22 protein-coding genes and 1 tRNA gene are annotated in these 23,560 nt (G+C 71.2%); 8 read left to right on the top strand and 15 right to left on the bottom strand.

The window, feature by feature from the left end; all coding sequences use genetic code 11:
• Positions 1 to 61: 61 nt before the first annotated feature.
• Positions 62 to 1,309 carry an ATP-binding protein gene (locus KZ829_RS01040; RefSeq protein WP_220141999.1) on the top strand — a complete coding sequence of 416 codons (1,248 nt, stop codon included), beginning with the start codon at positions 62 to 64 and terminating at the stop codon, positions 1,307 to 1,309.
• On the opposite strand, the gene hutH is transcribed toward KZ829_RS01040, so the two are convergent.
• The 7 genes from hutH to KZ829_RS01005 all read right to left on the bottom strand — a co-directional run bounded on the left by hutH (position 1,302) and on the right by KZ829_RS01005 (position 9,618).
• Positions 1,302 to 2,837: a histidine ammonia-lyase gene (gene hutH / locus KZ829_RS01035; protein ID WP_220141998.1), complete on the bottom strand. Its 1,536-nt coding sequence runs from the start codon at positions 2,835 to 2,837 to the stop codon at positions 1,302 to 1,304. The genes KZ829_RS01040 and hutH overlap by 8 nt on opposite strands.
• Entirely contained in the window at positions 2,834 to 3,982 is a 1,149-nt protein-coding gene (gene hutI / locus KZ829_RS01030) for an imidazolonepropionase (RefSeq protein WP_220141997.1), read from the bottom strand. The genes hutH and hutI overlap by 4 nt, the downstream gene beginning before the upstream one ends.
• Before the next feature lie 227 nt (positions 3,983 to 4,209).
• Entirely contained in the window at positions 4,210 to 5,487 is a 1,278-nt protein-coding gene (locus KZ829_RS01025) for a formimidoylglutamate deiminase (RefSeq protein ID WP_220141996.1), read from the bottom strand.
• Complete coding sequence (locus KZ829_RS01020) at positions 5,484 to 6,671, bottom strand: allantoate amidohydrolase (RefSeq protein WP_372453814.1); 1,188 nt, start codon at positions 6,669 to 6,671, stop codon at positions 5,484 to 5,486. The genes KZ829_RS01025 and KZ829_RS01020 overlap by 4 nt, the downstream gene beginning before the upstream one ends.
• Positions 6,672 to 6,788: 117 nt before the next feature.
• Positions 6,789 to 8,420 carry a urocanate hydratase gene (gene hutU, locus KZ829_RS01015; protein WP_220141994.1) on the bottom strand — a complete coding sequence of 544 codons (1,632 nt, stop codon included), beginning with the start codon at positions 8,418 to 8,420 and terminating at the stop codon, positions 6,789 to 6,791.
• Between the two features lie 14 nt (positions 8,421 to 8,434).
• The gene (locus KZ829_RS01010; protein ID WP_220141993.1) at positions 8,435 to 9,277 is read right to left on the bottom strand and encodes a MurR/RpiR family transcriptional regulator; all 843 of its coding nucleotides are present in this window, start codon (positions 9,275 to 9,277) and stop codon (positions 8,435 to 8,437) included.
• 125 nt (positions 9,278 to 9,402) lie between these two features.
• Entirely contained in the window at positions 9,403 to 9,618 is a 216-nt protein-coding gene (locus KZ829_RS01005; RefSeq protein WP_204297282.1) for a TM2 domain-containing protein, read from the bottom strand.
• Between the two features lie 128 nt (positions 9,619 to 9,746).
• Here KZ829_RS01005 and KZ829_RS01000 point away from each other — a divergent pair, with 128 nt between their 5' ends.
• Both KZ829_RS01000 and KZ829_RS00995 read left to right on the top strand, forming a co-directional pair.
• Positions 9,747 to 10,568, top strand: coding sequence for an MOSC domain-containing protein (locus KZ829_RS01000; protein WP_220141992.1), 822 nt, complete (start codon positions 9,747 to 9,749; stop codon positions 10,566 to 10,568).
• 43 nt (positions 10,569 to 10,611) lie between these two features.
• Complete coding sequence (locus KZ829_RS00995; RefSeq protein WP_308285290.1) at positions 10,612 to 11,568, top strand: expansin EXLX1 family cellulose-binding protein; 957 nt, start codon at positions 10,612 to 10,614, stop codon at positions 11,566 to 11,568.
• Positions 11,569 to 11,706: 138 nt separating this feature from the next.
• Here the strand turns inward: KZ829_RS00995 and KZ829_RS00990 are convergent.
• From KZ829_RS00990 to KZ829_RS00975, 4 genes are all read right to left on the bottom strand, one after another.
• Positions 11,707 to 11,781, bottom strand: a tRNA-Leu gene (locus KZ829_RS00990).
• A gap of 241 nt (positions 11,782 to 12,022) precedes the next feature.
• Positions 12,023 to 12,373 carry a hypothetical protein gene (locus tag KZ829_RS00985; RefSeq protein ID WP_220141991.1) on the bottom strand — a complete coding sequence of 117 codons (351 nt, stop codon included), beginning with the start codon at positions 12,371 to 12,373 and terminating at the stop codon, positions 12,023 to 12,025.
• A gap of 198 nt (positions 12,374 to 12,571) precedes the next feature.
• The gene (bcp, locus tag KZ829_RS00980) at positions 12,572 to 13,048 is read right to left on the bottom strand and encodes a thioredoxin-dependent thiol peroxidase (RefSeq protein WP_220141990.1); all 477 of its coding nucleotides are present in this window, start codon (positions 13,046 to 13,048) and stop codon (positions 12,572 to 12,574) included.
• Between the two features lie 20 nt (positions 13,049 to 13,068).
• Positions 13,069 to 13,491: an S-adenosylmethionine decarboxylase family protein gene (locus KZ829_RS00975; RefSeq protein WP_220141989.1), complete on the bottom strand. Its 423-nt coding sequence runs from the start codon at positions 13,489 to 13,491 to the stop codon at positions 13,069 to 13,071.
• 235 nt (positions 13,492 to 13,726) lie between these two features.
• Here KZ829_RS00975 and KZ829_RS00970 point away from each other — a divergent pair, with 235 nt between their 5' ends.
• A complete protein-coding gene (locus KZ829_RS00970) occupies positions 13,727 to 14,098 on the top strand; it encodes an Asp23/Gls24 family envelope stress response protein (protein ID WP_220141988.1) in 372 nt (123 codons plus the stop codon).
• Here the strand turns inward: KZ829_RS00970 and KZ829_RS00965 are convergent, their stop codons facing one another.
• From KZ829_RS00965 to KZ829_RS00950, 4 genes are all read right to left on the bottom strand, one after another.
• Positions 14,099 to 15,067 carry a hypothetical protein gene (locus KZ829_RS00965; RefSeq protein ID WP_220141987.1) on the bottom strand — a complete coding sequence of 323 codons (969 nt, stop codon included), beginning with the start codon at positions 15,065 to 15,067 and terminating at the stop codon, positions 14,099 to 14,101. It lies immediately after the preceding gene.
• A complete protein-coding gene (locus KZ829_RS00960; protein WP_220141986.1) occupies positions 15,064 to 15,804 on the bottom strand; it encodes a DsbA family protein in 741 nt (246 codons plus the stop codon). Before KZ829_RS00960 ends, KZ829_RS00965 begins: the two co-directional genes overlap by 4 nt.
• Positions 15,801 to 16,292, bottom strand: coding sequence for a MauE/DoxX family redox-associated membrane protein (locus KZ829_RS00955; RefSeq protein WP_220141985.1), 492 nt, complete (start codon positions 16,290 to 16,292; stop codon positions 15,801 to 15,803). Before KZ829_RS00955 ends, KZ829_RS00960 begins: the two co-directional genes overlap by 4 nt.
• A 75-nt stretch (positions 16,293 to 16,367) precedes the next feature.
• A complete protein-coding gene (locus KZ829_RS00950) occupies positions 16,368 to 16,916 on the bottom strand; it encodes a sigma-70 family RNA polymerase sigma factor (RefSeq protein ID WP_220141984.1) in 549 nt (182 codons plus the stop codon).
• A gap of 56 nt (positions 16,917 to 16,972) precedes the next feature.
• On the opposite strand from KZ829_RS00950, the gene KZ829_RS00945 reads away from it, so the two are divergent.
• From KZ829_RS00945 to orn, 4 genes are all read left to right on the top strand, one after another.
• Positions 16,973 to 18,637: a copper resistance CopC/CopD family protein gene (locus tag KZ829_RS00945; RefSeq protein WP_220141983.1), complete on the top strand. Its 1,665-nt coding sequence runs from the start codon at positions 16,973 to 16,975 to the stop codon at positions 18,635 to 18,637.
• Between the two features lie 141 nt (positions 18,638 to 18,778).
• Positions 18,779 to 21,583 carry a hypothetical protein gene (locus KZ829_RS00940; RefSeq protein ID WP_220141982.1) on the top strand — a complete coding sequence of 935 codons (2,805 nt, stop codon included), beginning with the start codon at positions 18,779 to 18,781 and terminating at the stop codon, positions 21,581 to 21,583.
• 86 nt (positions 21,584 to 21,669) lie between these two features.
• Positions 21,670 to 22,734, top strand: coding sequence for a winged helix DNA-binding domain-containing protein (locus KZ829_RS00935; RefSeq protein WP_220141981.1), 1,065 nt, complete (start codon positions 21,670 to 21,672; stop codon positions 22,732 to 22,734).
• A gap of 196 nt (positions 22,735 to 22,930) precedes the next feature.
• A complete protein-coding gene (orn, locus tag KZ829_RS00930; protein ID WP_220141980.1) occupies positions 22,931 to 23,521 on the top strand; it encodes an oligoribonuclease in 591 nt (196 codons plus the stop codon).
• Positions 23,522 to 23,560: the final 39 nt, after the last annotated feature.

The following is a 23,560-nucleotide window of genomic DNA, read 5'->3' as shown; positions in this document are numbered from 1 at the left end:
TGCCGCAGATCGAAAGGCACAGGCTCGCGAAACGAAAGTCGCCGAGCGTAGAGTGGGCGTCGTGAGCGCTCCCCACCTGCTGCCACGCCGAGCCGAGCGGCTCATCGTCGCCGCCCTGCAGGACACCCGCGTCGTTCTTGTCAGCGGCGCTCGGCAGTCCGGTAAGAGCACCCTCGTCCGCCTACTGGCCGGTGACCGGGCGGCGGAACGCCGTGATCTGGACCGTGAGCAGGACCGGGCCGCGGCTCTGACCGACCCGAGTGGATTCGTCGCCTTCGGTGAACTGATGGTGATCGACGAGATCCAGCGGGTGCCGGAGCTGCTCCTGGCGATCAAGGTCTCGGTGGACGAGGATCCGCGTCCGGGCCGGTTCCTGCTGACCGGCTCGTCCAGCCTGTTCGGTCTGCGCAGCGCACCGGACGCACTGCCGGGCCGGATGGAGACGGTGGAGTTGTGGCCGTTTTCGCAAGGCGAGATCGACGGCATGCCGGACCGTTTCATCGACACGGTCTTCCGCCTCGGCCCCGAAATACGTCACGAGTCGACGGTGAGCCGTGCGGACTATGCGAGCCGCATCGTCCGGGGTGGTCTTCCGGAGGCGGTCGCCCGGACGGATGTGCGCCGTCGTGGTCGGTTCCTGGACAGCTATGTCCAGGCGCTGATCGATCGTGACGTGCGGGAGTTGGCGAGGATCGAGCAGGCGCCGCAACTCCGTACGCTGATTCGTCTCCTGGCGGCCCGGTCGGCGTCCCTCATCGTGCCCGGAGCCCTGGAGTCCGACCTCGGGTTGAGCCGTCCCACCATCGCCCGCTACATGCAACTGCTGGAGGAGGTCCACCTCATCAAGCGCGTTCCCGGCTGGTCCCGCAACCTCGGCAGCCGGGTCACGCATGCGCCGAAACTGGTCTTCGTTGATTCCGGCATCGCCGCCCAGCAGCTCGCGGTCGACCCGCACACCCTGCTGCGCCCGGGGCAGCCGTTCGGGCCCCTGCTGGAAGGATTCGTCGTCTCCGAACTTGCCCGCCAGACCACGTGGTCCGACGAGATGGTCGATCTGTACCACTACCGTGACCAGAACAAGGTCGAGGTCGACGTCATCCTGGAGAACCGGCAGCGGCAGGTGGTCGCTATCGAGGTCAAAGCCGCGTCCACGGTTCGCTCCGACGACTTCTCCGGGTTGCGCAAAATCGCCGCCCGGCTCGGTGACGACCTGATCGCCGGGATCGTCCTCTACACCGGGACCAGCACGCTGCCGTTCGGCGATCGGATGCGTGCGGTCCCGGTGAGTGCACTCTGGGAGGTCAGCTGAGGGGGCCGACCGCCGTCTCGATGGTGGTGCGCAGGGCCGGGCCGGCGACCACGGCGCGGGCCTGTTCCAGGACCGGGGCCAGGAACACGTCCGGGCCGGGAGTGCCGGCGAACGGCTCGACGGCGGCCAGCGCCGCCCGCCCGGCCGGGGAGGCGGTGAGCGGGGCGCGCAGTTGCAGGCCGCGGACGGCGGAGAGCAGTTCCACGGCGAGCAGGCTGGTCAGGTTGTCCAGGACGGTGCGCAGCTTCTTGGCCGCCGCCCAGCCCATCGACACGTGGTCCTCCTGCATGCCGCTGGTCGGCAGCGAGTCCACCGAGGCCGGCGACGCGAGCCGGCGGTTCTCGGCGACGATCCCGGCCGCCGTGTACTGGGCGATCATCAGGCCCGAGTTGACGCCCGCGTCCGGCGACAGGAACGGCGGCAGGTCGCGGGAGCGGGTCACGTCGAGCAGCCGGTCCACCCGGCGTTCGGAGATCGCGCCCACCTCGGCGGCCGCGATGGCCAGGAAGTCGGCGGCGAACCCGAGCGGCGCCCCGTGGAAGTTGCCGGTCGACTCGACCCGCCCGTCCGGCAGCACCACCGGGTTGTCCACCACCGACACCAGCTCGCGCCCGCACGTCGTGACAACGAAGTCGAGGGTGTCCCGGGCGGCGCCGGCGACCTGCGGCGCACACCGTATCGAGTAGGCGTCCTGTACGGCGTGCGCCAGGTCGTCCCGGTGCGAGTCCATGATCGTCGAGTCCTGGAGCAGCCGGTGGATGTTCGCGGCCGACGCGGCCTGCCCCGGATGCGGCCGGATCTCGTGCAGTTCCGGCAGGAACGGCCGTTCCGAGCCGAGCATCGCCTCGATGGCGAGCGCCGCCGTCACGTCGGCCATGGTGAACAGATGCCGGGCGTCGGCGATCGCCAGCAGCAGCATGCCGAGCATGCCGTCGGTGCCGTTGATCAGCGCGAGGCCCTCCTTCGCGGCCAGGTCGAGCGGCCGCAGCCCGGCGGCGCGCAGCGCCTCCGCCCCGGCGATCCGGGAGCCGTCCTTGCCGACCACCCAGCCCTCGCCGAGCAGCACCAGCGCGCAGTGCGCGAGCGGCGCCAGGTCCCCGGAGGCGCCGAGCGAGCCGTGCTCCGGCACCCACGGCGTGATGTCGTGGTTGAGCAGGTCCACGAGGCCCTGCGCGAGCACCGGCCGCACCCCGGAACGGCCCAGCGCCAGCGACCGGACCCGCAGCAGCATCATGGCCCGCACCACCTCGCGGGGCATCGGCGCGCCGATCCCGGCGGCGTGCGAACGGATCAGCGCGTGCTGGAGCTCGGCCCGCCGGGACGGGTCGATCGACGTGCTGGCGAGCGCGCCGAATCCGGTGGACACGCCGTAGACGGGCCGCCCGGACGCCTCGATGCCGTCGACGATGGCCCGGCTCGCGGCCATCGCCTCGACGGCGGCGGGTGCGATCTCGACGTGCGCGTCGGTGCGTGCCACGGCGACGACGTCGGCGGCGGACAGACCGGTGGACTGGACGATAATGCTCATTGCGGCACTCCGTGGTGCAGAACGGTTCGGATCAGGGGGACACCCGGCCGGTAGGCCAGGTGCAGGTGCGAGGGCGCGTCCAGGACGATCAGGTCGGCGCGGGCGCCGATCGAGACCCGGCCCAGGTCGGTGCGGCGCAGGGCGGTCGCGCCACCCACGGTCGCCGCCGCGACCGCTTCGCTCGGTGTCAACCGCATCTCCCGTACGGCGAGAGCGATGCAGAACGGCATCGACGACGTGTACGACGACCCGGGATTGCAGTCGGTGGCCAGCGCGACGGTGACGCCCGCGTCCAGCAGCCGCCGCCCGTCCGGATAGGGCGACCGGGTGGAGAACTCGGCACCCGGCAGCAGCGTGGCCACCGTGTCCGAGGAGGCGAGCGCGTCCACGTCGGCGTCGTCCAGGTGGGTGCAGTGGTCGGCACTGGCCGCCCCCAGCTCCACGGCCAGCCGCACGCCCGGCCCGGGGCCCAGCTGGTTGGCGTGCAGCCGCAGGCCCAGCCCGTGCTTCGCGCCGGCCAGCAGGACGGCGCGGGCCTGCTCGGCGTCGAAGGCGCCGCGCTCACAGAACACGTCGACCCATTTCGCGTACGGCGCGACGGCCTCCACCATCTCCCCGCACACCAGGTCCACATAGTCGCCGGGGCGGTCCGCGTACTCGGCCGGCACCACGTGCGCCCCGAGGAACGTGGTCTCCTCGACGATCTCGGCGGCCACCCGCAGGGACCGCCGCTCGTCGGCGACGCTCAGGCCGTACCCCGATTTGATCTCGATCGTCGTGGTGCCCTGCCGCAGCGCCTCGCCCACCAGGCGCCGCGCGTTGCGGCGCAGTTCGTCGTCGGACGCGGCGCGGGTGGCGGCGACCGTGGTCCGGATGCCGCCACCGGTGTACGCCTCCCCGGCCATCCGCGCCCCGAACTCGGCCGCCCGGTCACCCGCGAAGACCAGGTGCGCGTGGCTGTCCACGAAGCCGGGCAGCACGGCGGCGCCGTCCGCGTCCAGCGCCGAGTCGGCGGCCGGAGCGGACGACACCGGCCCGATCCAGGCGATCCGGTCGTCCTCCACCACCACGGCGACGTCGTGCACGATCCCCAGCCCGGGATCGTTGGTGAAAAGCTCACCGATGTTGGTGACGAGAAGGCTCATCGCGCCACCTCCGCTGCGCTCCGGCGTCGCAATGAGTTCAAGACTGAGCTGGATGATTCGCTCGCAAGCTCGCTCATCGCGCCACCTCCGCTGCGCTCCGGCGTCGCAATGAGTTCAAGACTGAGCTGGATGATTCGCTCGCAAGCTCGCTCATTGCGCCACCTCCGCTGCGCTCCGGCGTCGCCATGAGTTCAAGACTGAGCTGGATGATTCGCTCGCAAGCTCGCTCATGAGAGCACCTTCGCCAGCTCGCGGGGAACGTCGACCAGGGTGTGCCGGCCGTCGGAGACGATCCGCCGCCCACCGGAGATCACGTGGGTGACGTCGGCCGCGGTGGCCGCGAAGATCGCCTGATCGGGCCGGGCGCCCACGGTCCGGACACCGTCCAGGCTCACCGCCACCAGGTCGGCGCGCTGACCGGGCCCGATCGTCCCGGCGTCGTCCCAGCCCAGGGCCGCGTGCCGGGCCGCGACCGCGACCAGTTCGGCGGCCGGGAAGTGGCCGCGGCTCTCACTGGCCAGCCGCTCGTTCATCTCCAGCCCGCGGATCTCCTCGAACGGGTCGATCACCGCGTTGCTGTCACTGCCCAGACTCAACGGCACACCCGCGTCGGCGAGCCGCCGGGCCGGGCCGATGCCGTCGGCCAGGTCGCGTTCGGTGGTGGGGCACAGGCACACCCCGGCGCCGCTGCCGCCGAGCAGCTTGATGTCACCGTCGGTCAGGTGGGTGGCGTGCACCGCCGTGGTTCCCGGTCCCAGGACGCCGTGCCGGTCCAGCAGTTCGGTCGGCGTGCGGCCGTGCACGGCGCGGCACTGCTCGTTCTCGGCCCGCTGCTCGGAGAGGTGCACGTGCAAGGGTGTCCGCCCGGCCAGGACGGCCAGCTGATCGGCGGGCACCGCCCGTACCGAATGGAGGGCCGCGCCGATCCGGGCGTGCGGTGTGGCGGTCAGCGCGCCCACCCGCTCGGCCCAGCGTTCCGCGTCGCCGTCACCGAACCGCTTCTGCACCCCCTCCAGCGGCGCCCCGTCCACCCGCGACGTCAGGTAGAGCGTGTCCAGCAGGGTGATCCGGATCCCGGCCTCGCCGGCGGCCTGCAACAGCGCCGCGCCCATCGCGTTCGGATCGTCGTAGCGGACCCCGCCGGGCGCGTGATGCAGGTAGTGGAACTCGCCCACGCAGGTGATCCCGGCCAGCGCCATCTCGGCGTAGACGGCCCGCGCCAGCGCCAGATAGCCGTCCGGGTCGAGGGCGCCGGCGACCGCGTACATCTGCTCCCGCCACGTCCAGAAGCTGCCCGTGCCGGTGTGCGTACGCCCGCGCAGCACCCGGTGGAAGGCGTGCGAGTGGGCGTTGGCGAGACCGGGCAGCACCAGGCCGGGCAGACGCTCGCCCACGGCCGGGGCACCCGGGGTGACCGCGGTGAACCGGCCCTCCGCCACCTCGATCCGGACGTCCTCCGCCACCCGGTCACCCAGCCAGGCGTACCGGGCGTGGTAGACGCTCATGTCAGCGCTTCCAGCACCCGGGCCAGCGCCTCGACGCCCGCCTCGCAGTCGGCGTCGGAGGCGTGCTCGGCGGGGGAGTGCGACACCCCGGTCGGGTTGCGGACGAACAGCATGGCGGTCGGCACGTGCGCGGACAGCACCCCGGCGTCGTGGCCGGCGCCGGTCGGCAGGATCGGCGCGCCGCCCAGCAGGTCACTCAACCGCACGGCCAGAGCGTTGTCGAAGGCCACCTCCCCGGTCACCGACTCGGCGGTCACCTCCACCCCGGTGCCGTCCCGGCTGGCCCGCTCGGTCGCCTCCCGCACCACCGACCCGACCAGCCGATCGAGGGTGCCGGTGTCCGCGGCCCGGGCGTCCAGCCAGCCCCGGACCAGCGACGGAATGGCGTTCGTGGCGTTCGGCTCGACCTGCACCCGGCCCATCGTGGCGTGCGCGCCGGCCAGCCGGGCCTCCCGGTCGGCGACCAGCACGGTGAACGCGAACGTCTGCATCGGATCACGCCGGTCGGCCATCAACGTCGTGCCGGCATGATCACCGACGCCGCTGAAGTCCATCCGCCAGCGGCCGTGCGGCCAGATCGCGCTGGCCACCCCGACCGGAACGGTCAGCGCCCGCCCCTGCTCGATGTGCAGCTCCACGACCGCCGACAGGTTCCGGATCCGCGAATCGGCGCCGGCCGGGTTGTACCCGAGTGCCTCCGCGAAGGTGACCCCGTCGCGATCCCGCAGCGCGGCGGCCTTCTCCGGCGCGATCACGCCGGTCAGCAGACGAGACCCCAGACACGGTACGCCGAAGCGCCCACCCTCCTCCTCGGCGAACGCCGCGACCACCACCTTGCGGTCCCGCGGAAGCTCGTCGACGGCGAGGAAGGCGCTCACGATCCCGAGCGGCCCGTCGTAGCCGCCACCGTGCGGCACCGAGTCGAAATGCGATCCGGTCAGCACGGTCCCCGGCGCCCACGGCTCGGCCCGCCACGCGAACAGGTTGCCGTTGCCGTCCTCGGTGACCGTCATGTCCCGCTGGGCGGCCTGCCCGCGGAACCAGTCGCGCAGAGTCAGCTCGGGTGCGGTCAGCGCGTACCTCAGATAACCGCCGCCGGCCGCCCGCCCGACCGGCGCGATCTCCGCCCAGACCTTCCCGAACTCGCTCATGGCGTCACCTCCGCTTCGCTCCGGCGCCGCCATGAGTTCAAGACTGAGCCCGATGATTCGCTCGCAAGCTCGCTCATGGCGTCACCTCCGCTTCGCTCCGGCGCCGCCATGAGTTCAAGACTGAGCCCGATGATTCGCTCGCAAGCTCGCTCATGACCGCATCGGGATCTGCACGTCGCCGGCGCACCCGGACTCGTAGCCGGCGTCGACGTGCCGCAGCACCCCCATCGCCGGGTCGTTGGTCAGCACCCGCTCGATCTTCTGCCCGGCCAGCGCCGTCCCGTCGGCCACGCACACCTGCCCGGCGTGGATGCTGCGCCCGATGCCCACCCCGCCCCCGTGGTGGATCGACACCCAGCTCGCCCCGGACGCCGTGTTGACCAGCGCGTTCAGCAGCGGCCAGTCGGCGATCGCATCGGAGCCGTCGAGCATCGCCTCGGTCTCCCGGTACGGCGACGCCACCGACCCGGAGTCCAGGTGGTCCCGCCCGATCACGATCGGCGCGCTGACGTCACCGCGCGCGACCATGTCGTTGAACCGCACGCCGGCCTTGTCGCGTTCGCCGTACCCGAGCCAGCAGATCCGCGCCGGCAGCCCCTGGAAGGCGACCCGTTCCCCGGCCATCCGGATCCACCGCGCGAGCGGCTCGTTCTCCGGGAACAGGTCCAGCACGGCGCGGTCGGTGGCGGCGATGTCGGCCGGGTCCCCGGAGAGCGCGGCCCACCGGAACGGCCCCTTGCCCTCGGCGAACAGCGGCCGGATGTACGCCGGAACGAACCCGGGGAAGTCGAAGGCCCGCTCGTACCCGGCCAGTTTCGCCTCACCGCGGATCGAGTTGCCGTAGTCGAACACCTCCGCCCCCGCGTCCTGGAACCCGACCATGGCCTCGACGTGCCTGGCCATGCTCTCCCGGGAGCGGTCGGTGAACTCCTCCGGCTTCGTCCGTGCGTACTCGGCCATGTCGTCCAGCTCGACGCCGAGCGGCAGATAGCTGAGCGGGTCGTGGGCGCTGGTCTGGTCGGTGACGACGTCGATCGCGACGCCGTTCTTCAACAGCGTCGGGAAGACCTCGGCCGCGTTGCCGACCACGCCGACGGACAGCGCCTTCCGATCGGCCTTCGCCTGGAGCGCGATCGACACCGCCTCGTCCAGGCTGTCGGCGATCACGTCCAGGTAGCGGGTGCCGACCCGGCGCTGCAGCCGGGTGCGGTCCACGTCGACGATCAGGCAGACGCCGCCGTTCATCGTCACGGCCAGCGGCTGCGCGCCGCCCATGCCACCGCAGCCGCCGGTCAGCGTCAACGTCCCGGCGAGGTCACCGGCGAACCTCTTCGCGGCCACCGCGGCGAACGTCTCGTACGTGCCCTGGAGGATGCCCTGCGTCCCGATGTAGATCCACGAACCGGCCGTCATCTGCCCGTACATGGTCAGGCCCAGCTGCTCCAGGCGCCGGAACTCCGGCCAGGTCGCCCAGTCGCCGACCAGGTTCGAGTTCGCGATCAGCACCCGCGGCGCCCACTCGTGGGTGCGCAGCACGCCGACCGGCTTACCGGACTGCACCAGCAGCGTCTCGTCGCCGCGCAGCGTGTCCAGCTCCCGCACGATCGCGTGGAACGACGGCCAGTCCCGCGCGGCCCGGCCGGTGCCTCCGTAGACCACGAGATCCTGTGGCCGTTCGGCCACATCCGGGTCCAGGTTGTTCATCAACATGCGCTTGGCGGCCTCCTGCGGCCAACCCATGGCGGTGTACGCCGTACCGCGCGGCGCCCGGATCTCGGACATCGAAGTCTCCTCCCTCAGGCCAGGAAAACGTGCCGGCGAGCGGCTGTCGCCTCGAACTCCTCGAGACGGCGCTGCACCGGCTCGGGGGCCGCGTCACACATCGCCTGCAACAGCACCATGGCCATCGCCATCGGGCCGGTGTGCAGGTCGAAGACGAGTTGCGTGCCCACCGCGGCGGGCAGTACGACGTCGGCGTGCTCGGTCACCGGGCTGATCGCCGAGTCGGTGATCGCGACCACCGCGAGCCCGGCCGCCCTCGCCTCGCGGACGGCCTCCACCGACTCGCGCGGATAGCGGGGAAGCACCATGGCCAGCATGGCACCGGCGCCGTCCGCGCGGGCCTGATCCAGCCGGTCCAGCAGGCTCGTCCCGCCCTCGTCCAGCACCCGAACGCCGGGGAACACCTTCGCCGCGAAGTACCCGAAATACGCCGCCAGTGGCGCCGCGGCCCGCAGGCCCAGCACCGGAAGCGGGCGGCTGCCGATCAGCAGGGCGGCCGCACGGCGGACCTCGTCGAGGTCGTGCAGTCGCTCGCCGAGCCGCCGCAGATGTTCGGTCTCCGCGTGCACCGCGCGCTGCATCGGGTTCTGCTCGGCCGGCAGGCCGGGCTCGTCGACGGTCAGCTCCCGCAGCTCCCGTCGCAGCGCGGGATAGCCCGAATAGCCCAGCGCCATCGCGAACCGGGTCACCGACGGCTGGCTCACCCCGGCAAGATCGGCCACCTCGGCGGCGGACAGATACGCCGCCTTCGCCGCATGCTCCACCAGGCAGTGCGCGATCCGCCGCTGGGTGGGCGTCAGGCGCGCGCCCTGGAACAGACCCAGCAACCCAGCCGATTTGACCGCTCCGTCATTCACGAAATCAGCTTATGCATAAAATCTTTCAGAAAGCCAGGGTCCTCATCCGATGCAACACCCCGAAGCCGCAAAACGAGACGGGCCGGACCCCCCGAGGGGATCCGGCCCGTCCAGGCTGACCTGCGTCAGGCGACGCCGTTCGCCTTCCGCACCTGGCCCGGCAGGGTGAACAGGTCGTACAGCAGACCGAAGCCCAGGAAGCCCAGGGTGAAGATGTAGGCGATGCCCAGGCCGGTCTTGCCCAGGTAGAACTTGTGCACGCCGATCGCGCCGAAGAAGAACCAGAGCACGTACGCGATGCCGACCTGCTTCTGAGCCGGAGCCGCAGTCGCCTGAGTCATGAAAATCTCCCGTGAAAAGATGCCCAGCCCGACCGGGCTGAAATCGATCAGTTGAAGGCGCGAGCCTAGTCGATCAAGGGAGGTTGGGAAACCCCGTTCCCACGGGCCGCTGTGGCAGGCTGGGCGGCATGCGGATCGCCTCGCTCCACACGTACCCCGTCAAGGGTTGCCACCGGCTGAACCACGACGAAGCGCGAGTTGAACCCTGGGGCCTCGCCGGCGACCGCCGATGGATGATCGTGGATGCCGAAGGTGTCGGCATCACCCAGCGGGACGCGCCGCTGCTGACCCGGCTGACCGCCCGGCCGCGACCCGGCGGCCTCCACCTCAGCGCACCCGGACTGTCCGATATCGACATCTCCGAACCCGGTGCCGACGCCACCGTCAAGGTCCGCATCTTCCGCAACAAGACGCCCATTCCGGCCCGCGTCGCCGACACCACCTGGGTCTCCACCCTGCTAGGCCGCGACGCACGCCTGGTCTGGCAGGCCGACCCCACCACCCGCGCCCTGACCGAATCCGTCAACTCCGGCGACAGCGTCAACCTCGCCGACGGCTACCCCGTCCTGCTCGCCAGCACCGCCTCCCTCGACGCCCTCAACGACCGGCTCGTGGAGAGCGGCGACGAACCCGTCCCCATCCACCGCTTCCGGCCCAACATCGTCGTCACCGGCGCCCCCGCCTGGGCCGAGGACGACTGGCACGGCCGCCGCCTGCGCATCGGCGACCTCACCTTCCGCGTCGCCGGAGGATGCGCCCGCTGCCTCGTCACCACCATCGACCAGGAGACCGGCGAAACCGACCGGCAGCCACTGCACGTCCTCGGCCGCCACCGGCGCTTCGGCACCGAACTCCTCTTCGCCGTCAACCTCATCCCCGACCTGCCCGGCGTCATCCGCGTCGGCGACCCGGTCACCCCACCGGGCGACCGCGTCTTAGGAGAGTCTTAGAAGAATTGCCCCCACCCGCCCGGGGCGACCAGGATGCCTGGTCGTGAGTGCTCATCGACCGAAGTTCACCGCCCGATGGCTCGCCGCCGGCGGCGCCGCCGTCCTCGCCGGCATCATCGGCGTCGCCATGATGCTGACCAACGGCGGATCCGCGTGCGCCGCGCCACCGAGCACCACGACCAAGACCGGCAAGGCCACCTTCTACGACCTCGCGGGCACCAGCGGCAACTGCTCCTTCGAGGTCCCGGCCGACGACCTCTACGTCGCGCTCGGCCCCAGCCAGTACTCCGAGGGCGCGTCCTGCGGCGCCTACCTCGACGTCACCGGCCCCAAGGGCAAGGTCCGCGTCAAGGTTTTCGACTCCTGCCCCGAATGCCCGGCCGGGCACCTCGACCTGAGCCGCACCGCGTTCAAGAAGATCGGCGACGAGATCGACGGCATCATCCCGATCAAGTACAAGCTGGTCACCAACCCGTCCACCCCGGCGCCGATCAGCGTGCGCATCAAGGAGGGCGCGTCGCAGTACTGGTTCGCGGCCCGCATCGACAACCACGCCAACCTGCTCTCCTCGGTCAAGGTCGCGAGCGGCGGCGGCGGCTTCAAGACCGCCCACCGCACCGACTTCAACTACTGGCTCATCGACGCGGGCGCGGGCCCCGGCCCCTACAAGATCAAAATCACCGATGTGTACGGCAACACCGCCACCCTCACCGGCATCAGGATGAGCCCCGGCACCGTCCAGAGGACCGGCGTCCGCATCACCGGCGGCTCCACCACGGTGACCTCGAAGACCACCGCCCCCACCCCCACGGCGAAGGCGACCACGTCCCCCGCCGCGAAGAAGCCGGCCGCCGCCACCCCGTCCCCGTCGGTGCCCTCCGCCGACCCGCTCCTCGAGTCGGCATCCGGTCTCCCTGACGCCCTCAGTCCCAGTGAGGTCGCCTCAGGCCAACCCTTGGTCGATCTGGCCGCAGCGGAACCCGGGGCCTCCGACTGCTGACATGGTGAGGCGAACGTCCGCCCGCCGGGATCCGGTGAGGCGGACGTTCTCGCGTCAGCGCCTTTAGGGTGCGTTTCGGCTGGTAATGCACCGGAGCCCGGCCGCCGCTGGGCGGGCCGGGCTTCCGAACCGGTGTAGTAGGGCCGGCGGGACTCGAACCCGCACTGTCATGGACCTAAACCATGTGCCTGCTGCCAATTGGGCTACGGCCCCGTAGAGGCATAAATGTACACATCCCGCGCCCATTCTCGCCGACGTGGGAGCCGTCTGCCTAGCGGAGTCCCGGTCGGTGTGACGGCAGTGTCATCGTAGACCACGTCCTCGTCGATGTGTCCTGGCTCGCGTCGGGTGCCCGCATATGTCGATGTCTGGCTGTGGCAGTTGGGGCAGAGAAACCGCAGATTGCGTGGACGGTTGTCGAGAAAGTCCCCGTTGATGTGATCGACGTGCAGCGTCAGCGGCCGATCATTCCAACTGGTGCCACAACCGCACTTTCGCAGTGCTCGGGGAGCCCGATACGCAGCATTGCCAGTCGCAGCCTGCGTCCGGGGACCCGGCGGGAGCCCTCCGGCAGTTGGGTCAGACGTTCGTGGGCGGGCATGTTCCACACGCCGCGATCGCCACGGTTGTGGGCTGAGCCAGTGAAGTGCGAGGTGTCGATGCCGAACCGCTTCAGCTGGCGACTGATGTGTGCATGAAATCCGCCGCTCTGGCGCACTCCGAGTAAACGCAAGACGCCAGCGACGCTGGTTGCTTGCGCGGCTGCGGCGGCCAGCACCTCAGCTGTATATTTCGCTCTAGGCATGCAGCCAGCTTACCTTGGGCAATAGTCACAGGGCAAGGTCTCGGGGTGGGCGGAAAGCGCGCACGGCGGCCGCCTTGCGGGTTGGTACCGCATGACGACCGCCGTGAGTCCCGGACCGCCGTGCCGGCGATTGAACTGCTCATCGGCGGAGGCGGCCAGGACCTGTAGGTTTCGGCCCGGCTTTTTCGGTGGCCGGGATCAGTCGAGGCCCAGGTCGCGGCGGAGCTTGGCAACGTGGCCGGTGGCCTTGACGTTGTAGAGGGCGCGCTCGATGACACCGTTCTCGTCGATGACGAAGGTGGAGCGGATGACGCCCGTGACCGTCTTGCCGTAGAGCTGCTTCTCACCGTACGCCCCGTAGGCCTGGAGGATGCTCTTGTCCTCGTCGGCGACCAGCGGGAACGTGATGGCGTCGTGCTCGCGGAACTTGGCGAGTTTGGCCGGCTTGTCGGGGGAGATGCCGACGACCTCGTACCCGGCGGACTGGAGTGAGGCCAGGGAGTCGCGGAAGTCGCACGCCTGCTTGGTGCAGCCGGGTGTCATCGCGGCCGGGTAGGCGTACAGCACGACCTTGCGCCCGCGCAGGTCCTTGAGGGAGAGGCTGTCGCCGGTGTCGGTGGGGAGGGTGAAGTCGGGCGCGGCGTCGCCGGTGCTGAGACGCACGTTTTCAGTCATGGACCCGACGATAGTGCGGATCAGCCGGGCACCCGCTGACTGCTCCACAGACTGCGTGCGGCGGTGAGGTCGCGGGGCCATTCCTCACCGCGGCGGGTGAGGGAGTGTTCGGTGATCCGGAAGTCGCCGACGAGACGGTGGAATTCGTCGAGCACGTCGTTTTCGTGAAACGGCTTGCAGGAGAAGACGTTGATGAGGATCTCGCGCAGTCGCGGGTAGGTGTGGATGGCGGCGTGCGATTCGGCGAGGATCACCACCGCGGATTTTCCGGCCTTTTCGGGCGGGCCGGTCTCGGTGGCGACCAGGGGGCCGGCGATGACCGTCATACCGATGCGATCGACCAGGTCGCGCATGAACCGGGTGAGGGCCGCGTCGTCGTCGAGGGCGCTCGTGTCGGCGATGCCGGAGAGCCGGAGGGTGAGTTCGTCGCCGTAGTGGGACATAACCGTAAGTTAGCAATTGAAAACGGTCTGTGACAATCGATGGGCGTGCCAACCCGAACGGCCTCGGGAATCCGTTTCCGGAGTCATTCCGGTCACCGTTTTCCGGTGCTTCGCGCATATCGGGAGAACGGAAACAACGGCGGTTGGCAGCGTGTTCTGCGCATCGAGTATCAGCCTTGTGTCACCCGGGAGGGTACGCTCCCGGCATCGACGTCGAGAGTGGAGATCAGCGCAGATGAGCGAGGTTACGGACGGCACCACGCAGGCGGGCACCACCACCGTCTCCAGCGAGGTCGTCGAGAAGATCACGGTCGCGGCGGTCAAGGCCGTGCCGGGTGTCGCGGACCTGGGTGGTGACGTGGCCCGGTTCTTCAACACCGTGCTGGACCGGGTGGGTCTGGACCAGGTCGGCGATGCGAGCCGTGGTGTCTCGGCGAAGGTCAGCGGCAGCGACGTGACGGTGACCGTGGTGCTGGTCCTGGAGGCCGGCCGGGTGGTGGCCGAGGCGACCGCGGCCGTCCAGGAGGCGGTGACCGCGGCACTGCGGGGTTACGGCCTCAACGTCCTGGCCGTCAACGTGAACGTGGACGACATCGCCGGCGTCTGATCAGACGGTCGTGGGCGCGGGGACCGCGGCGCGGAGCCGGAGCACACCGGTGAGCGCCAGCCCGGCGCCCGCCCCGATGGCGATCGCCACGGCGGCCCGGGCCGCCCAGCCCGGTCCGGCGGCGGGGACGACCGCGGCGAAGAAGACGTCGGCGCTGCCGAAACCGGCGAAGGCGGCCAGGATGAAACCGGAGAGCGCCAGGTAGAACGGCGGGTGACGGTAGGCGGCCGCGCAGGCCAGCAGACCCGCGACGATCGGTACGCCGGACCAGCCCCCGCCGTCCAAAACACGCGCTACCGCGTACCCCAGGGTGGGAAGCCCCGCGACGAGGGCGAGGGCGCGCACCGAGCCGGACCACCGCCGGGCGATGAGGGTGACGGCGAGGCCGATGAGGGCCGCGCCGGCCCACCAGGCCCAGGCGGCCGGGGGCGGCTCGTAGTCGAGGGTGCCCTGGATGTCGAAGGTCCGCACCTGGTCGCGCAGGGGGACCACCCACTCCCGGAGCCGGTGCGGCTGATCGGGCAGGATCCCGGCGGGCAGGGCCGGTTCGGTCCACTGGGTGCGCTGGTCGTGCCAGCGGACCGTGGTGTCGCTGGAGATCTTGCGCCAGGTGGGCGCCGCGGTGGGGTCGGCGGCGGGTGGGAGAGCGGTGCCGCCGTCGCGGGTCTCGTTGAGGTACGTGGCCGGCGAGCCGGTGTTCTGATAGGTGCCGTCCGGCCGGACCTCCAGGTAGGGCTCGCCGGAGTAGCCGAGGATCTCGATGGCCCGGCCGGTGTCGTTGCTGAGTTCGAGACGGGCGCCGCCCTCGACGACGCGGACCCGGAGCCCGTCCATCGGATTGCTGAGCCCGGTGACGGTGACCCGGTAGGAGCTGACCTCGGTGGTGTCGCCGGCGTGGGCGAACGCCGGAGTGGCCGGCGCGAGGACCGCGACGGCCACTGCCAGGACGTAACCGAGGATCCGTCTCATCCGGCGGCCTTCTCGACGGTCTGGGTGATCAGTTCGGCGCTGGGCACGGTGTTGTTCTCCCCGGTGAGGGTCTTGCCGTCGACGACGATCGTCGGGGTGCCGGTGTGGCCGCGCTCGGAGAACGTCTCGGTGACCTGGGTGGCCCACGCCTTGTACGTTCCCTCGTTCACCGCGTTCTTGAAGGTGTCGCCGGTGAGGCCGACCGTGGCGGCCAGCTCGATCATCCTGGCGTCGCTGAGGCCGTCGGTGTTCTCCGCCGGCTGGTTGGCGTAGAGCACGTCGTGGAACTCGATGAATTTGCCCTCCTCCGCGGCGGCGGCGGACGCGGCGGCGGAGCGGGTCGAGTACTCGGTGCCGTTGGAGAAGCGGTCCAGGATGGCGACCGGGTGGAACCGGAGGGTGATCTTGCCGTCGGTGGCCAGTTGCTTCAGTGTGGGCCCGGTGGCCGCCTCGAAGTTGCCGCAGGACGGGCACATGAAGTCCTCGTAGACGTCGACGGTCACCGGCCCGGCGCCGGTGGCGAAGGCGGTGCCCTCGTCGACGGCCGAGGCGGGCGTGGTGACCTTGCCCTCGTCCTGCCCGGACAGCACGGTGTAACCGATCAGGCCGGCCACGAAGAGGACCAGGACCACGGCGACCGAGGTCCACAGCGTCACGGTGCGGCGCCGCTCGGCGGCCTTCTGGCTGGCGACGATCTGCCGTGCCTTGACCGCCCGGTCCCTGCTGCCCTTGCTCATCGTTCCCCCATGAGTACGCCGTCGAGTGAGAACTTGGTGCGGGGACGCCACACCAGGATCCCGCAGAGTGCCAGGAACGCCAGGTCACGCAGGATGTCGACGCCGTACCCGGGGGTCTCACCGGCGCCCAGCTCGCCGCCGGTGCTGAAGCAGCCGCAGTCGATGCGCAGGCCGTTGGCCCAGGCCCAGACGATGCCGCCGATGAAGATCGCGATCAGCGCCGCGGAGATCGCCGCGGTGAACCGGGTGGCGAGGCCGATCAGCAGGAGCAGCCCGAGGGCGATCTCCAGGAACGGCTGCACCGCACCGACGATCTTGGCGGTGTCGTACGACATGAGCTGGTAGGCGTAGACCGCACGGGCCGAGGCGGCCAGGTCGCTGATCTTGAGTGAGCCGGCGACGAGCCAGACGGCGGCCAGGCCGAGCCGGGCTCCCGTGGAGATCCACGGCCAGGCCGCGGCCATCCGGATCTGCCGTGTGGTTTCCATGGTCACATCCGGTTAGTCGGACTTCGCGGCGCTTCGGTTCCCCGAGATCACGATCCGCAGCATGTTCACAGGAAGCTAGCTCGCCCGTGCCCGCTCCATCGCGGTGATCAGCTCGTCGCGCGCGCGGGCCACCCGGGAACGGATGGTGCCGACCGGGACCGACTCGACCTCGGCCGCCTCCGCGTACGACAGGCCGAGCACCTGGGTGAGCAGGAAGGCGGTTCGGCGCTCCTCGCTGAGGCGGCTGAGCAGGTCGGCACTGCTGAGCCGGTGCGCCGGGTCGGGCGCCGGCAGATCGGTGACCGCCTGCGCGGCGAGCCGGGCGTCGAGGCGGCGCCGGCGGACCACCGACCGCAGGTGGTCGGCGCAGGTGCGCCGGGCGATGCCGAGCAGCCAGGTGCGGACACTGGACCGGCCGGCGAAGGTGTCCAGCGCGCGGAAGGCCCGCAGGAACGTCTCCTGGGTCAGGTCGTCGGCCGCGCCCGGATCGACCAGGGCGGCGGTGAAACGCCAGACCTCGGTCTGGGTGGCGCGCACGAACGCCGCCTGCGCCGCCGAATCGCCGTCACGGGCGGCCAGGGCCAGCGCGGTGGTCTCGTCCGTCTCCGCGTCACCAGCCGTCACGAGGCGTCATGGTACGCGCTCCGCCGTTCCCGGTGCGGATCTGGAACCATGCAGGCATGCCAGTCAAGACCATTGAGCGACGTCGGGTACTCGCCGTGCTGGCCGGGCTACTTCTCGGATTGTTCGGGCCGCTGCTGGCCGCGGCGCCGGCGAGTGCGCATGCCGCTCTGGTCGGCAGTGATCCGGCGAACGGCTCGGTGGTCCCGGACGCGCCGAACCGGGTGACGCTCACGTTCAGCGAGTCGGTGCAGCTCATCAGCGACAAGATCCAGGTGCTGGCGCCGGACGGCTCCCGCGCCGACCAGGGCCAGCCGACGGTCAGCGGCTCCCAGGTGACGGTCCCGCTGCGCTCCGGCGGCGGCCGCGGCACGTACCTGGTCAGCTACCGGGTCACCTCGGCGGACAGCCACCCGGTTGCCGGCACGATCACCTACTCGGTGGGCGCGGCCTCGACCCCGCCGGCGGCTACCCAGGAAAACGACGTCGAGGTCGATCCGGTGGTCGGCGCGCTCATTCCGATCGGCAAATATCTGGGGTACGCGGGACTCGTGCTCCTGGTGGGCCCGGTCCTCGTGCTCGCCCTGCTGTGGCCGCACCGGCTGGACCGGCGCGGACCCGGCCGGGTCATCTGGACCGGCATCGGGCTGGTCGCCGGCAGCACCCTGCTCGGACTGTGGCTCCAGGCGCCGTACACGCTGGGCACCGGCCTGTTCGAGGTGACCGTCGACGACCTGCGTGACGTGCTGGCCAGCACGTTCGGCGCGGTCATGCTGGTCCGGCTCGGCGTGATCGTGGCCGCCGCGTTCCTGCTGCGGCCGCTGCTGACCGGCCCGGCCGGCGGCGAGTCGCGGCTCGACCTGGCGCTGCTCGGCGTTCTCGGGGTGACGGCGCTGGCCACCTGGCCGCTGACCGGGCACCCGACCGCCTCACCGGTGCCCGGGGTGTCGGTGGTGATCGACGCGCTGCACCTGGGGGCCATGGCGGTCTGGCTGGGCGGCCTGGTGATGCTCTTCGCCTTCCTGTTGCCCCGGGCGGACGCCCGTGAGCTGGGCGCCATCCTGCCGATCTGGTCCCGCTGGGCCGCCGCCGCGGTCGGCGCGCTGATCTTCGCCGGGGTGGTGCAGGCGCTCATCGAGGTGTCGACCCTGGACGGGCTGATCAACAGCACGTACGGCCGGATGATCCTGGCCAAGGTCGGGCTCGCCGCGGCCGTGCTCGCGGTCGCCGGCTTCTCCCGCAAGCTGGTCAGGTCGCGGGCGGCCGCCGAGACGCCCGGCCCGCTGCGCCGCATCGTGCTGGCCGAGCTGGCGATCACCGCGGTGGTGCTCGGCGTCACGTCGCTGCTGGTCCAGGAGCCGCCACCGCGGACCGCCCAGGCCGTCGAGTCCGGCCCGGTCAGCACCACCGTGGACCAGACGCTGACGTCCGAGAAGATGTCCCTCCAGGTGTCCATCTTCCCGGCCCAGGCCGGCAACAACTCGATCCATCTGTACGCGTACACGCCGGACAGGAAGCCGCTGCCGGTCGTCGAGTGGAAGGCGACCGCGTCGCTGCCGGCCAAGAACCTGGAGAACATCGAGATCCCGCTGCTGCGGATCACCGACTTCCACGCCATCGGGGACGTCAACCTGCCGTACCCCGGGGACTGGGAGTTCAAGTTCATCGCCCGTACCACGGAGATCGATCAGACCACCCTGACCATGACCGCCAAGATCTCCTGACTCCGGTTCGTCCGCGAGGCCCGGCCCGGTGGGCCGGGCCTCGTTGCGTATCTATCGGGGATTCGCGACCAATTCGACCACTTTGGGGTTATTTGCATCTGTATGGTCCTCGCAGTACGGCCCGGGAAGGGGGAGAGACAGATGCGGGTGTTCCGCACGATCCTCGGCATGCTGTTACTGACCATCGGACTGCCCGCGCTGCTCGCCGGCGGCGGACTGTGGGCCGTCATGCAGCACCGAGATCCGGGAGGCGCCTTCACCGGCGAACTCCAACGGCTCACCGTGCCCGGGTACGCGGTCGTCGTCCCCGACATCGACCGGCTGCTGCGCGACGACGTCCCGTTCGCCCGGATGACCGGCACCCGGATGCGGCTCTCCGCGGCCACCGCCGACGGCCCGGCCTTCCTCGGGATCGCCCCGTCCGACGCGGTCGCCCGATACCTCGCCGGAGTCCCGTACAACCGGGTCGACGGCGTCGACCTCGGCACCGGCATCCTCCCGGTCACCGCCGTCCGCTCCGGCGGCCGCCGCACCCCCGACGGCGTACCCGCCCGGCAGACCTTCTGGACCGCGAGCGGAGCCGGACTGCTCGCCTTCACCCCCGCCGAACTGGGCGACCGTCCGCACAGCCTGGTCCTCATGAACCCCGGCGGCACACCCGTCACCCGGCTCGCCACTGTCGCCGAGGTCCGCCCCGGCTGGCTCAACAGCGGCACCTGGGGCCTGCTCACCCTCGGCACCCTGCTCGTCATGGCCGGCGTGATCGTCCTGACCTGGCCGGGCCGCCGTCGCGAGGTCGTCTACGTCGTCGAACCCAGCCAGGTTCCGGAACTCATGCACGCCATCGGCGCGCCACTGCCCCTGCCCGGCGGGCGCGCCTACCACGCCGGGGCGCGCGGCGGGGCACACCGTCCGCGTACGCTCGCCGACTCCCGTCCCAGCCGCCCGCCCGCGCTGCCGCAGTTCGCCTGGCCCCCGAAGCGGCCGGCCGGCCCGTTCCCGCCGGCCTTCACCGCCACCCTCGACGGTCCCGAACCCGCCTCCGGCCCGGTCTCCGGCCCGCTCCTTCCCGACGGCGCGGCTTCCGTCGATGCTCTTCCCGGCCCGGACTCGCCCGGTGGCAGCGGCGCCTCCGCTCCGGGTGACCGGGCCCCGGCGCCCGGCCAGCCGCTGAGCCTGCTCGGCGACACACCCATCCTCGCCGGATCACAACCCGGCACGGTTCCGGCCCGCCGCGGCGATCGCCGTCACTCACCGTCCAGCCCGGACGCGCCCGGGTTCCAGGCCACCGCGGTCGGCGCCTGGGTGGCGGCCACCGCTCCGGAACGAGCCCGCCAGACCGAGGCGCGAGCCGCCGCCCGGCTGGCCGAGGCGTCCCGCCGCAACGCCGGAAAGTTCACCCCCGCCCCGACCGGCAAGACCAACATGCCGGGCGCGACGATCCCGATCGCGCCTCGTCGCGGCCGGACAACCGCGAACCCCGAAGGCCCGCCGACCACCGACCCGACGGAGAGCGTCGCGGAGGAATCGGCTCCGCTGACCGCCGCAGCGGAGCCGGCGACGCAGACCACAGCGGTGGAGGAGCCGGCCGGCCGGACATCGGATGCCGGCGACGGGCAGACCGAAAATCACGCTGACGATGCGGATCGCGCCACCACGCCGCCGAAGACCCCCGCCCAGCGTCCGGAATCAGCGGCCCCGCAAACCCCCGGCCAGGACGAGCCGACCGCGAAACGCACGGCCACCAACCCCGATCCGGTACGCCCGGACGACGGCCCGACAACCGCGGACGGACCGGCCCGGGTGGTCCTCCGAACCGGACCAGCCGCCACCGACTGGACCGCCACCGGCCTGACCCGTCTGGTCCTGAGCCGTCCGGCGCCTACCGGCTCGCCTACCGGCGATCGCGGGGAAGCGGCCCCGGCCGACGGCGAACAGCGTCCCTCGATCCATGCCGTCGAAGCCGGAATCCCGGTTCTCGACGAGGTCGCGGCCCCGGAGACCGTGGAGTCCGGAGTCGCCCCGACCCCGTCCGTGGCGGACAGCGCCCAGGTCGAGGCCCCGGATCCCGCTCCGGTGACGACGGATCCGGCTCAGGTCGAGGCCGGCCGTTCCGAGCCGGAGCAGCCGCCCACCCGGCCAGGGCGGTCCAAGCGGGCATCGATGCACGCGGTGGAGGCCGGCGGGCTGACACTCAGCAGGAAGCCGGCGCCCGTGCCGACCCAGGGCCTCGCGACCCCGTCGCGGCCCGCCTCCGGAAGTCCCGCCCCCGAAACCGTGGCCGAGCCGGCTCCCGAACACGCGGCGACGGCGGAGACGCCGAACGGCGAACCGGCTCCCGAACACGCGGCCAAGGCCGAGACCCCGAACGACGGGCCGGCCGAGCGGAACGCCTCCTCGGAACCGGTGAAGACCACAGCGAAAGCGGGCGGCGGCGCAAAGGCCGGCCCCACCGAGGGCGTGAAGACACCGAAGGCGAAGGCCGGCCGGTCCCGGACCACCGAACCCGGCGACGACAACCCGATGGCGAGGGCCCAGAGCCGTCTCTCCGGTGGCAACCCCACCCCGCCCCGCCAGGCCCCGGCCACACGGCGGACACCGGCTTCCTGGGTCCGGGCGGCCGAGTCGGTGGCGGCCCGCACCGGGGTGCAGGAGCCGGACGGGACGGCTCAGCCCGTACCCCCGAAGACCCGGACGGCCGGGACCCGGACCGCCGGAGATCCGAAACCGGAGCCGAAGCCGGAGCTGAAACCGGAACCCAAACCGGAGGCGAAGCCGAAGCCGGAACTGAAACCGGAGGCGAAGCCGGAGCCGAAGGCGGCCGGGGGCCAGCCGTTGAGCTATCGCGAGGAAGCCGCCAAACTCCTGGCCGGAAGTTCCGAACAGCGTCGTCGCAGGAGCCCCGCCGTCCGCAATCGCCCCAAGGACGGCGACGAGAAGAGCTGACACCATGGCGGGCCATCCCGGACGGGGGTGGCCCGCCTCGTCATTGCGGACAGAACCTGACCGCATGAGAACCTAGCGTCGTACGCATGCGAGTTCTCCCCACGCGCGTGCTGAACCGGACCTACCTGCGACGCCAGTTGCTGGCCGAGCGCCTGCCCAGGACCGCCGACGACATCGTGCGGCATCTCGTGGCCGTGCAGGGTCAGGAGCCGGACTCGCCCTACCTGGGGCTGTGGGCGCGGTCGTCGGCCTTCCGGCGGGAGGACCTGACCGCCCTGCTGCACGACCGGACCGTGGTTCGCGGCGCCATGCTGCGCGGGACCCAGCATCTGAGCACCGGCGACGACTTCGGCTGGCTGCGCCCGACGTTGCAGCCGATGCTGGACCGCTTGGCCGGGAGGCTGAGCCGGGTCGCTGATCCGGTGGCGTTCACCGCGGCGGCGCGGGAGATCCTGGCGGCGGGCCCGCTGACCCGGCCGGAGATCGCCCGGCGGCTGACGGCCCGGTTCCCGGACGTGGATCTGAGCGGGTTGACGCTGGGCGCGCATCTGCGGCTGGCGCTGCTGCATCCGCCGCCGTCCGGTACGTGGGGACACCGCGGCCGGGTGACCTGTGTGCTGGCGGACGACTATCTGGGTCGCCCGCTGGCCGACGGCGCCGCCATGGAGACGCTGGTGTGGCGCTATCTGGCCGCGTTCGGCCCGGCGTCGGCCAAGGATCTGCGGGTGTGGTCGGGCCTGACCCGGCTCGCGGGGGTGCTGGCGGGACTGAGAGACCGGCTGCGGGTCTTCCGGGACGAGGCGGGCACCGACCTGTACGACCTTCCGGACGCCCCGATCGCCGATCCGGACGAGCCGGCGCCGGTGGTGTTCCTGCCGGAGTTCGACAACGCGGTGCTGGGCCATGCCGACCGGGCCCGGATCATCCACCCGGGTGACCGGCCGCTGGTGACGCCGGGGTGGTCGATCGTCCGCCCCACCGTTCTGGTCGACGGTTTCGTGGCGGCGACCTGGTCCCGCCGGGGTGGGACGCTGACCGTCGAGCCGTTCCGCCCGCTGGCGCCGGGGGACCGGGCGGCGGTGGAGGCGCGGGCGGCGTGCCTTCTCGATTTCGCGGCGCCGGGCGACGCCCACGAGGTGCGCTGGGCATGAAAGGGCCCTCCATGCTGCCGACACGGAGGGCCCTTTACCGGGGGGAACGGAGTAACCGAAGGGGGGCTTCGTCCGTTAAGTTCACTTTACCCGGCAACCAGCCAAGTGGGAAGTCCGGGTAGCAAACCGGACAAACAACCCGTACATGAGGGTCCGGGGGCGAACGGCGGCTCGGCGCCCGGCGTAGGCTGTCGGCGTGGCGGATCTTCTGGTGTGGATCGACTGTGAGATGACCGGTCTCGACCTGGGCAAGGACAAGCTCATCGAGGTGGCGGCGCTGGTCACCGATCCGGAGCTGAACGTGTTGGGCGAGGGCGTCGATCTGGTCATCCACGCCGATGAGGCGTCGCTTGACGCGATGCCTCCCGTGGTGCGCGACATGCACGCCAAGTCGGGGCTCACCGAGGAGGTCCGCCGGTCGGCCATCACCATGGCCGAGGCGGAGGAGGCGGTGCTGGCGTATGTCAAGGAGTTCGTGCCGAACCCCCGGACCGCCCCGCTCTGTGGCAACTCGATCGCCACCGACCGCGGCTTCCTGGCCCGGGACATGCCGGCGCTCGACGCCCACCTGCACTATCGGATGATCGACGTCTCCTCGATCAAGGAGCTGTGCCGCCGGTGGTATCCCCGGGTGTATTTCGGTCAGCCGGCCAAGGGTCTGTCCCACCGGGCGCTCGCCGACATCCGCGAGAGCATCCGCGAGCTGGAGTACTACCGCCGCACGATCTTCGTCCCGCAGCCCGGCCCGGATGTGGAGGCGGCCAGGGCCGTCGCCGCCGAACTGTAGGTAACCCGCTCGACGGCCTCCCGGGACGTGTGGCTATGA

The organism is Actinoplanes hulinensis, assembly GCF_019429605.1.
In the GTDB taxonomy this organism is placed as follows: Bacteria; Actinomycetota; Actinomycetes; order Mycobacteriales; family Micromonosporaceae; genus Actinoplanes; species Actinoplanes campanulatus.
Note: the sequence above shows the minus strand (reverse complement) of the source record. Positions and strands in the feature narration are given on the sequence as shown.

Excerpts from the sequence above, each read along its gene's own strand:
- KZ829_RS00970 (WP_220141988.1), top strand. The coding sequence starts at position 13,727 with ATGAGCGAGGTTACGGACGGCACCACGCAGGCGGGCACCACCACCGTC.
- KZ829_RS00965 (WP_220141987.1), bottom strand. The coding sequence starts at position 15,067 with ATGAGACGGATCCTCGGTTACGTCCTGGCAGTGGCCGTCGCGGTCCTC.
- KZ829_RS00975 (WP_220141989.1), bottom strand. The coding sequence starts at position 13,491 with ATGTCCCACTACGGCGACGAACTCACCCTCCGGCTCTCCGGCATCGCC.
- bcp (WP_220141990.1), bottom strand. The coding sequence starts at position 13,048 with ATGACTGAAAACGTGCGTCTCAGCACCGGCGACGCCGCGCCCGACTTC.
- hutU (WP_220141994.1), bottom strand. The coding sequence starts at position 8,420 with ATGTCCGAGATCCGGGCGCCGCGCGGTACGGCGTACACCGCCATGGGT.
- KZ829_RS00960 (WP_220141986.1), bottom strand. The coding sequence starts at position 15,804 with ATGAGCAAGGGCAGCAGGGACCGGGCGGTCAAGGCACGGCAGATCGTC.
- KZ829_RS00985 (WP_220141991.1), bottom strand. The coding sequence starts at position 12,373 with ATGCCTAGAGCGAAATATACAGCTGAGGTGCTGGCCGCCGCAGCCGCG.
- KZ829_RS00940 (WP_220141982.1), top strand. The coding sequence starts at position 18,779 with ATGCGGGTGTTCCGCACGATCCTCGGCATGCTGTTACTGACCATCGGA.
- KZ829_RS01005 (WP_204297282.1), bottom strand. The coding sequence starts at position 9,618 with ATGACTCAGGCGACTGCGGCTCCGGCTCAGAAGCAGGTCGGCATCGCG.
- KZ829_RS01020 (WP_372453814.1), bottom strand. The coding sequence starts at position 6,671 with ATGGCGGCGCCGGAGCGAAGCGGAGGTGACGCCATGAGCGAGTTCGGG.
- KZ829_RS00955 (WP_220141985.1), bottom strand. The coding sequence starts at position 16,292 with ATGGAAACCACACGGCAGATCCGGATGGCCGCGGCCTGGCCGTGGATC.
- KZ829_RS01025 (WP_220141996.1), bottom strand. The coding sequence starts at position 5,487 with ATGAGCGTCTACCACGCCCGGTACGCCTGGCTGGGTGACCGGGTGGCG.
- hutI (WP_220141997.1), bottom strand. The coding sequence starts at position 3,982 with ATGAGCCTTCTCGTCACCAACATCGGTGAGCTTTTCACCAACGATCCC.
- KZ829_RS01000 (WP_220141992.1), top strand. The coding sequence starts at position 9,747 with ATGCGGATCGCCTCGCTCCACACGTACCCCGTCAAGGGTTGCCACCGG.
- KZ829_RS00945 (WP_220141983.1), top strand. The coding sequence starts at position 16,973 with ATGCCAGTCAAGACCATTGAGCGACGTCGGGTACTCGCCGTGCTGGCC.
- hutH (WP_220141998.1), bottom strand. The coding sequence starts at position 2,837 with ATGAGCATTATCGTCCAGTCCACCGGTCTGTCCGCCGCCGACGTCGTC.
- KZ829_RS00935 (WP_220141981.1), top strand. The coding sequence starts at position 21,670 with ATGCGAGTTCTCCCCACGCGCGTGCTGAACCGGACCTACCTGCGACGC.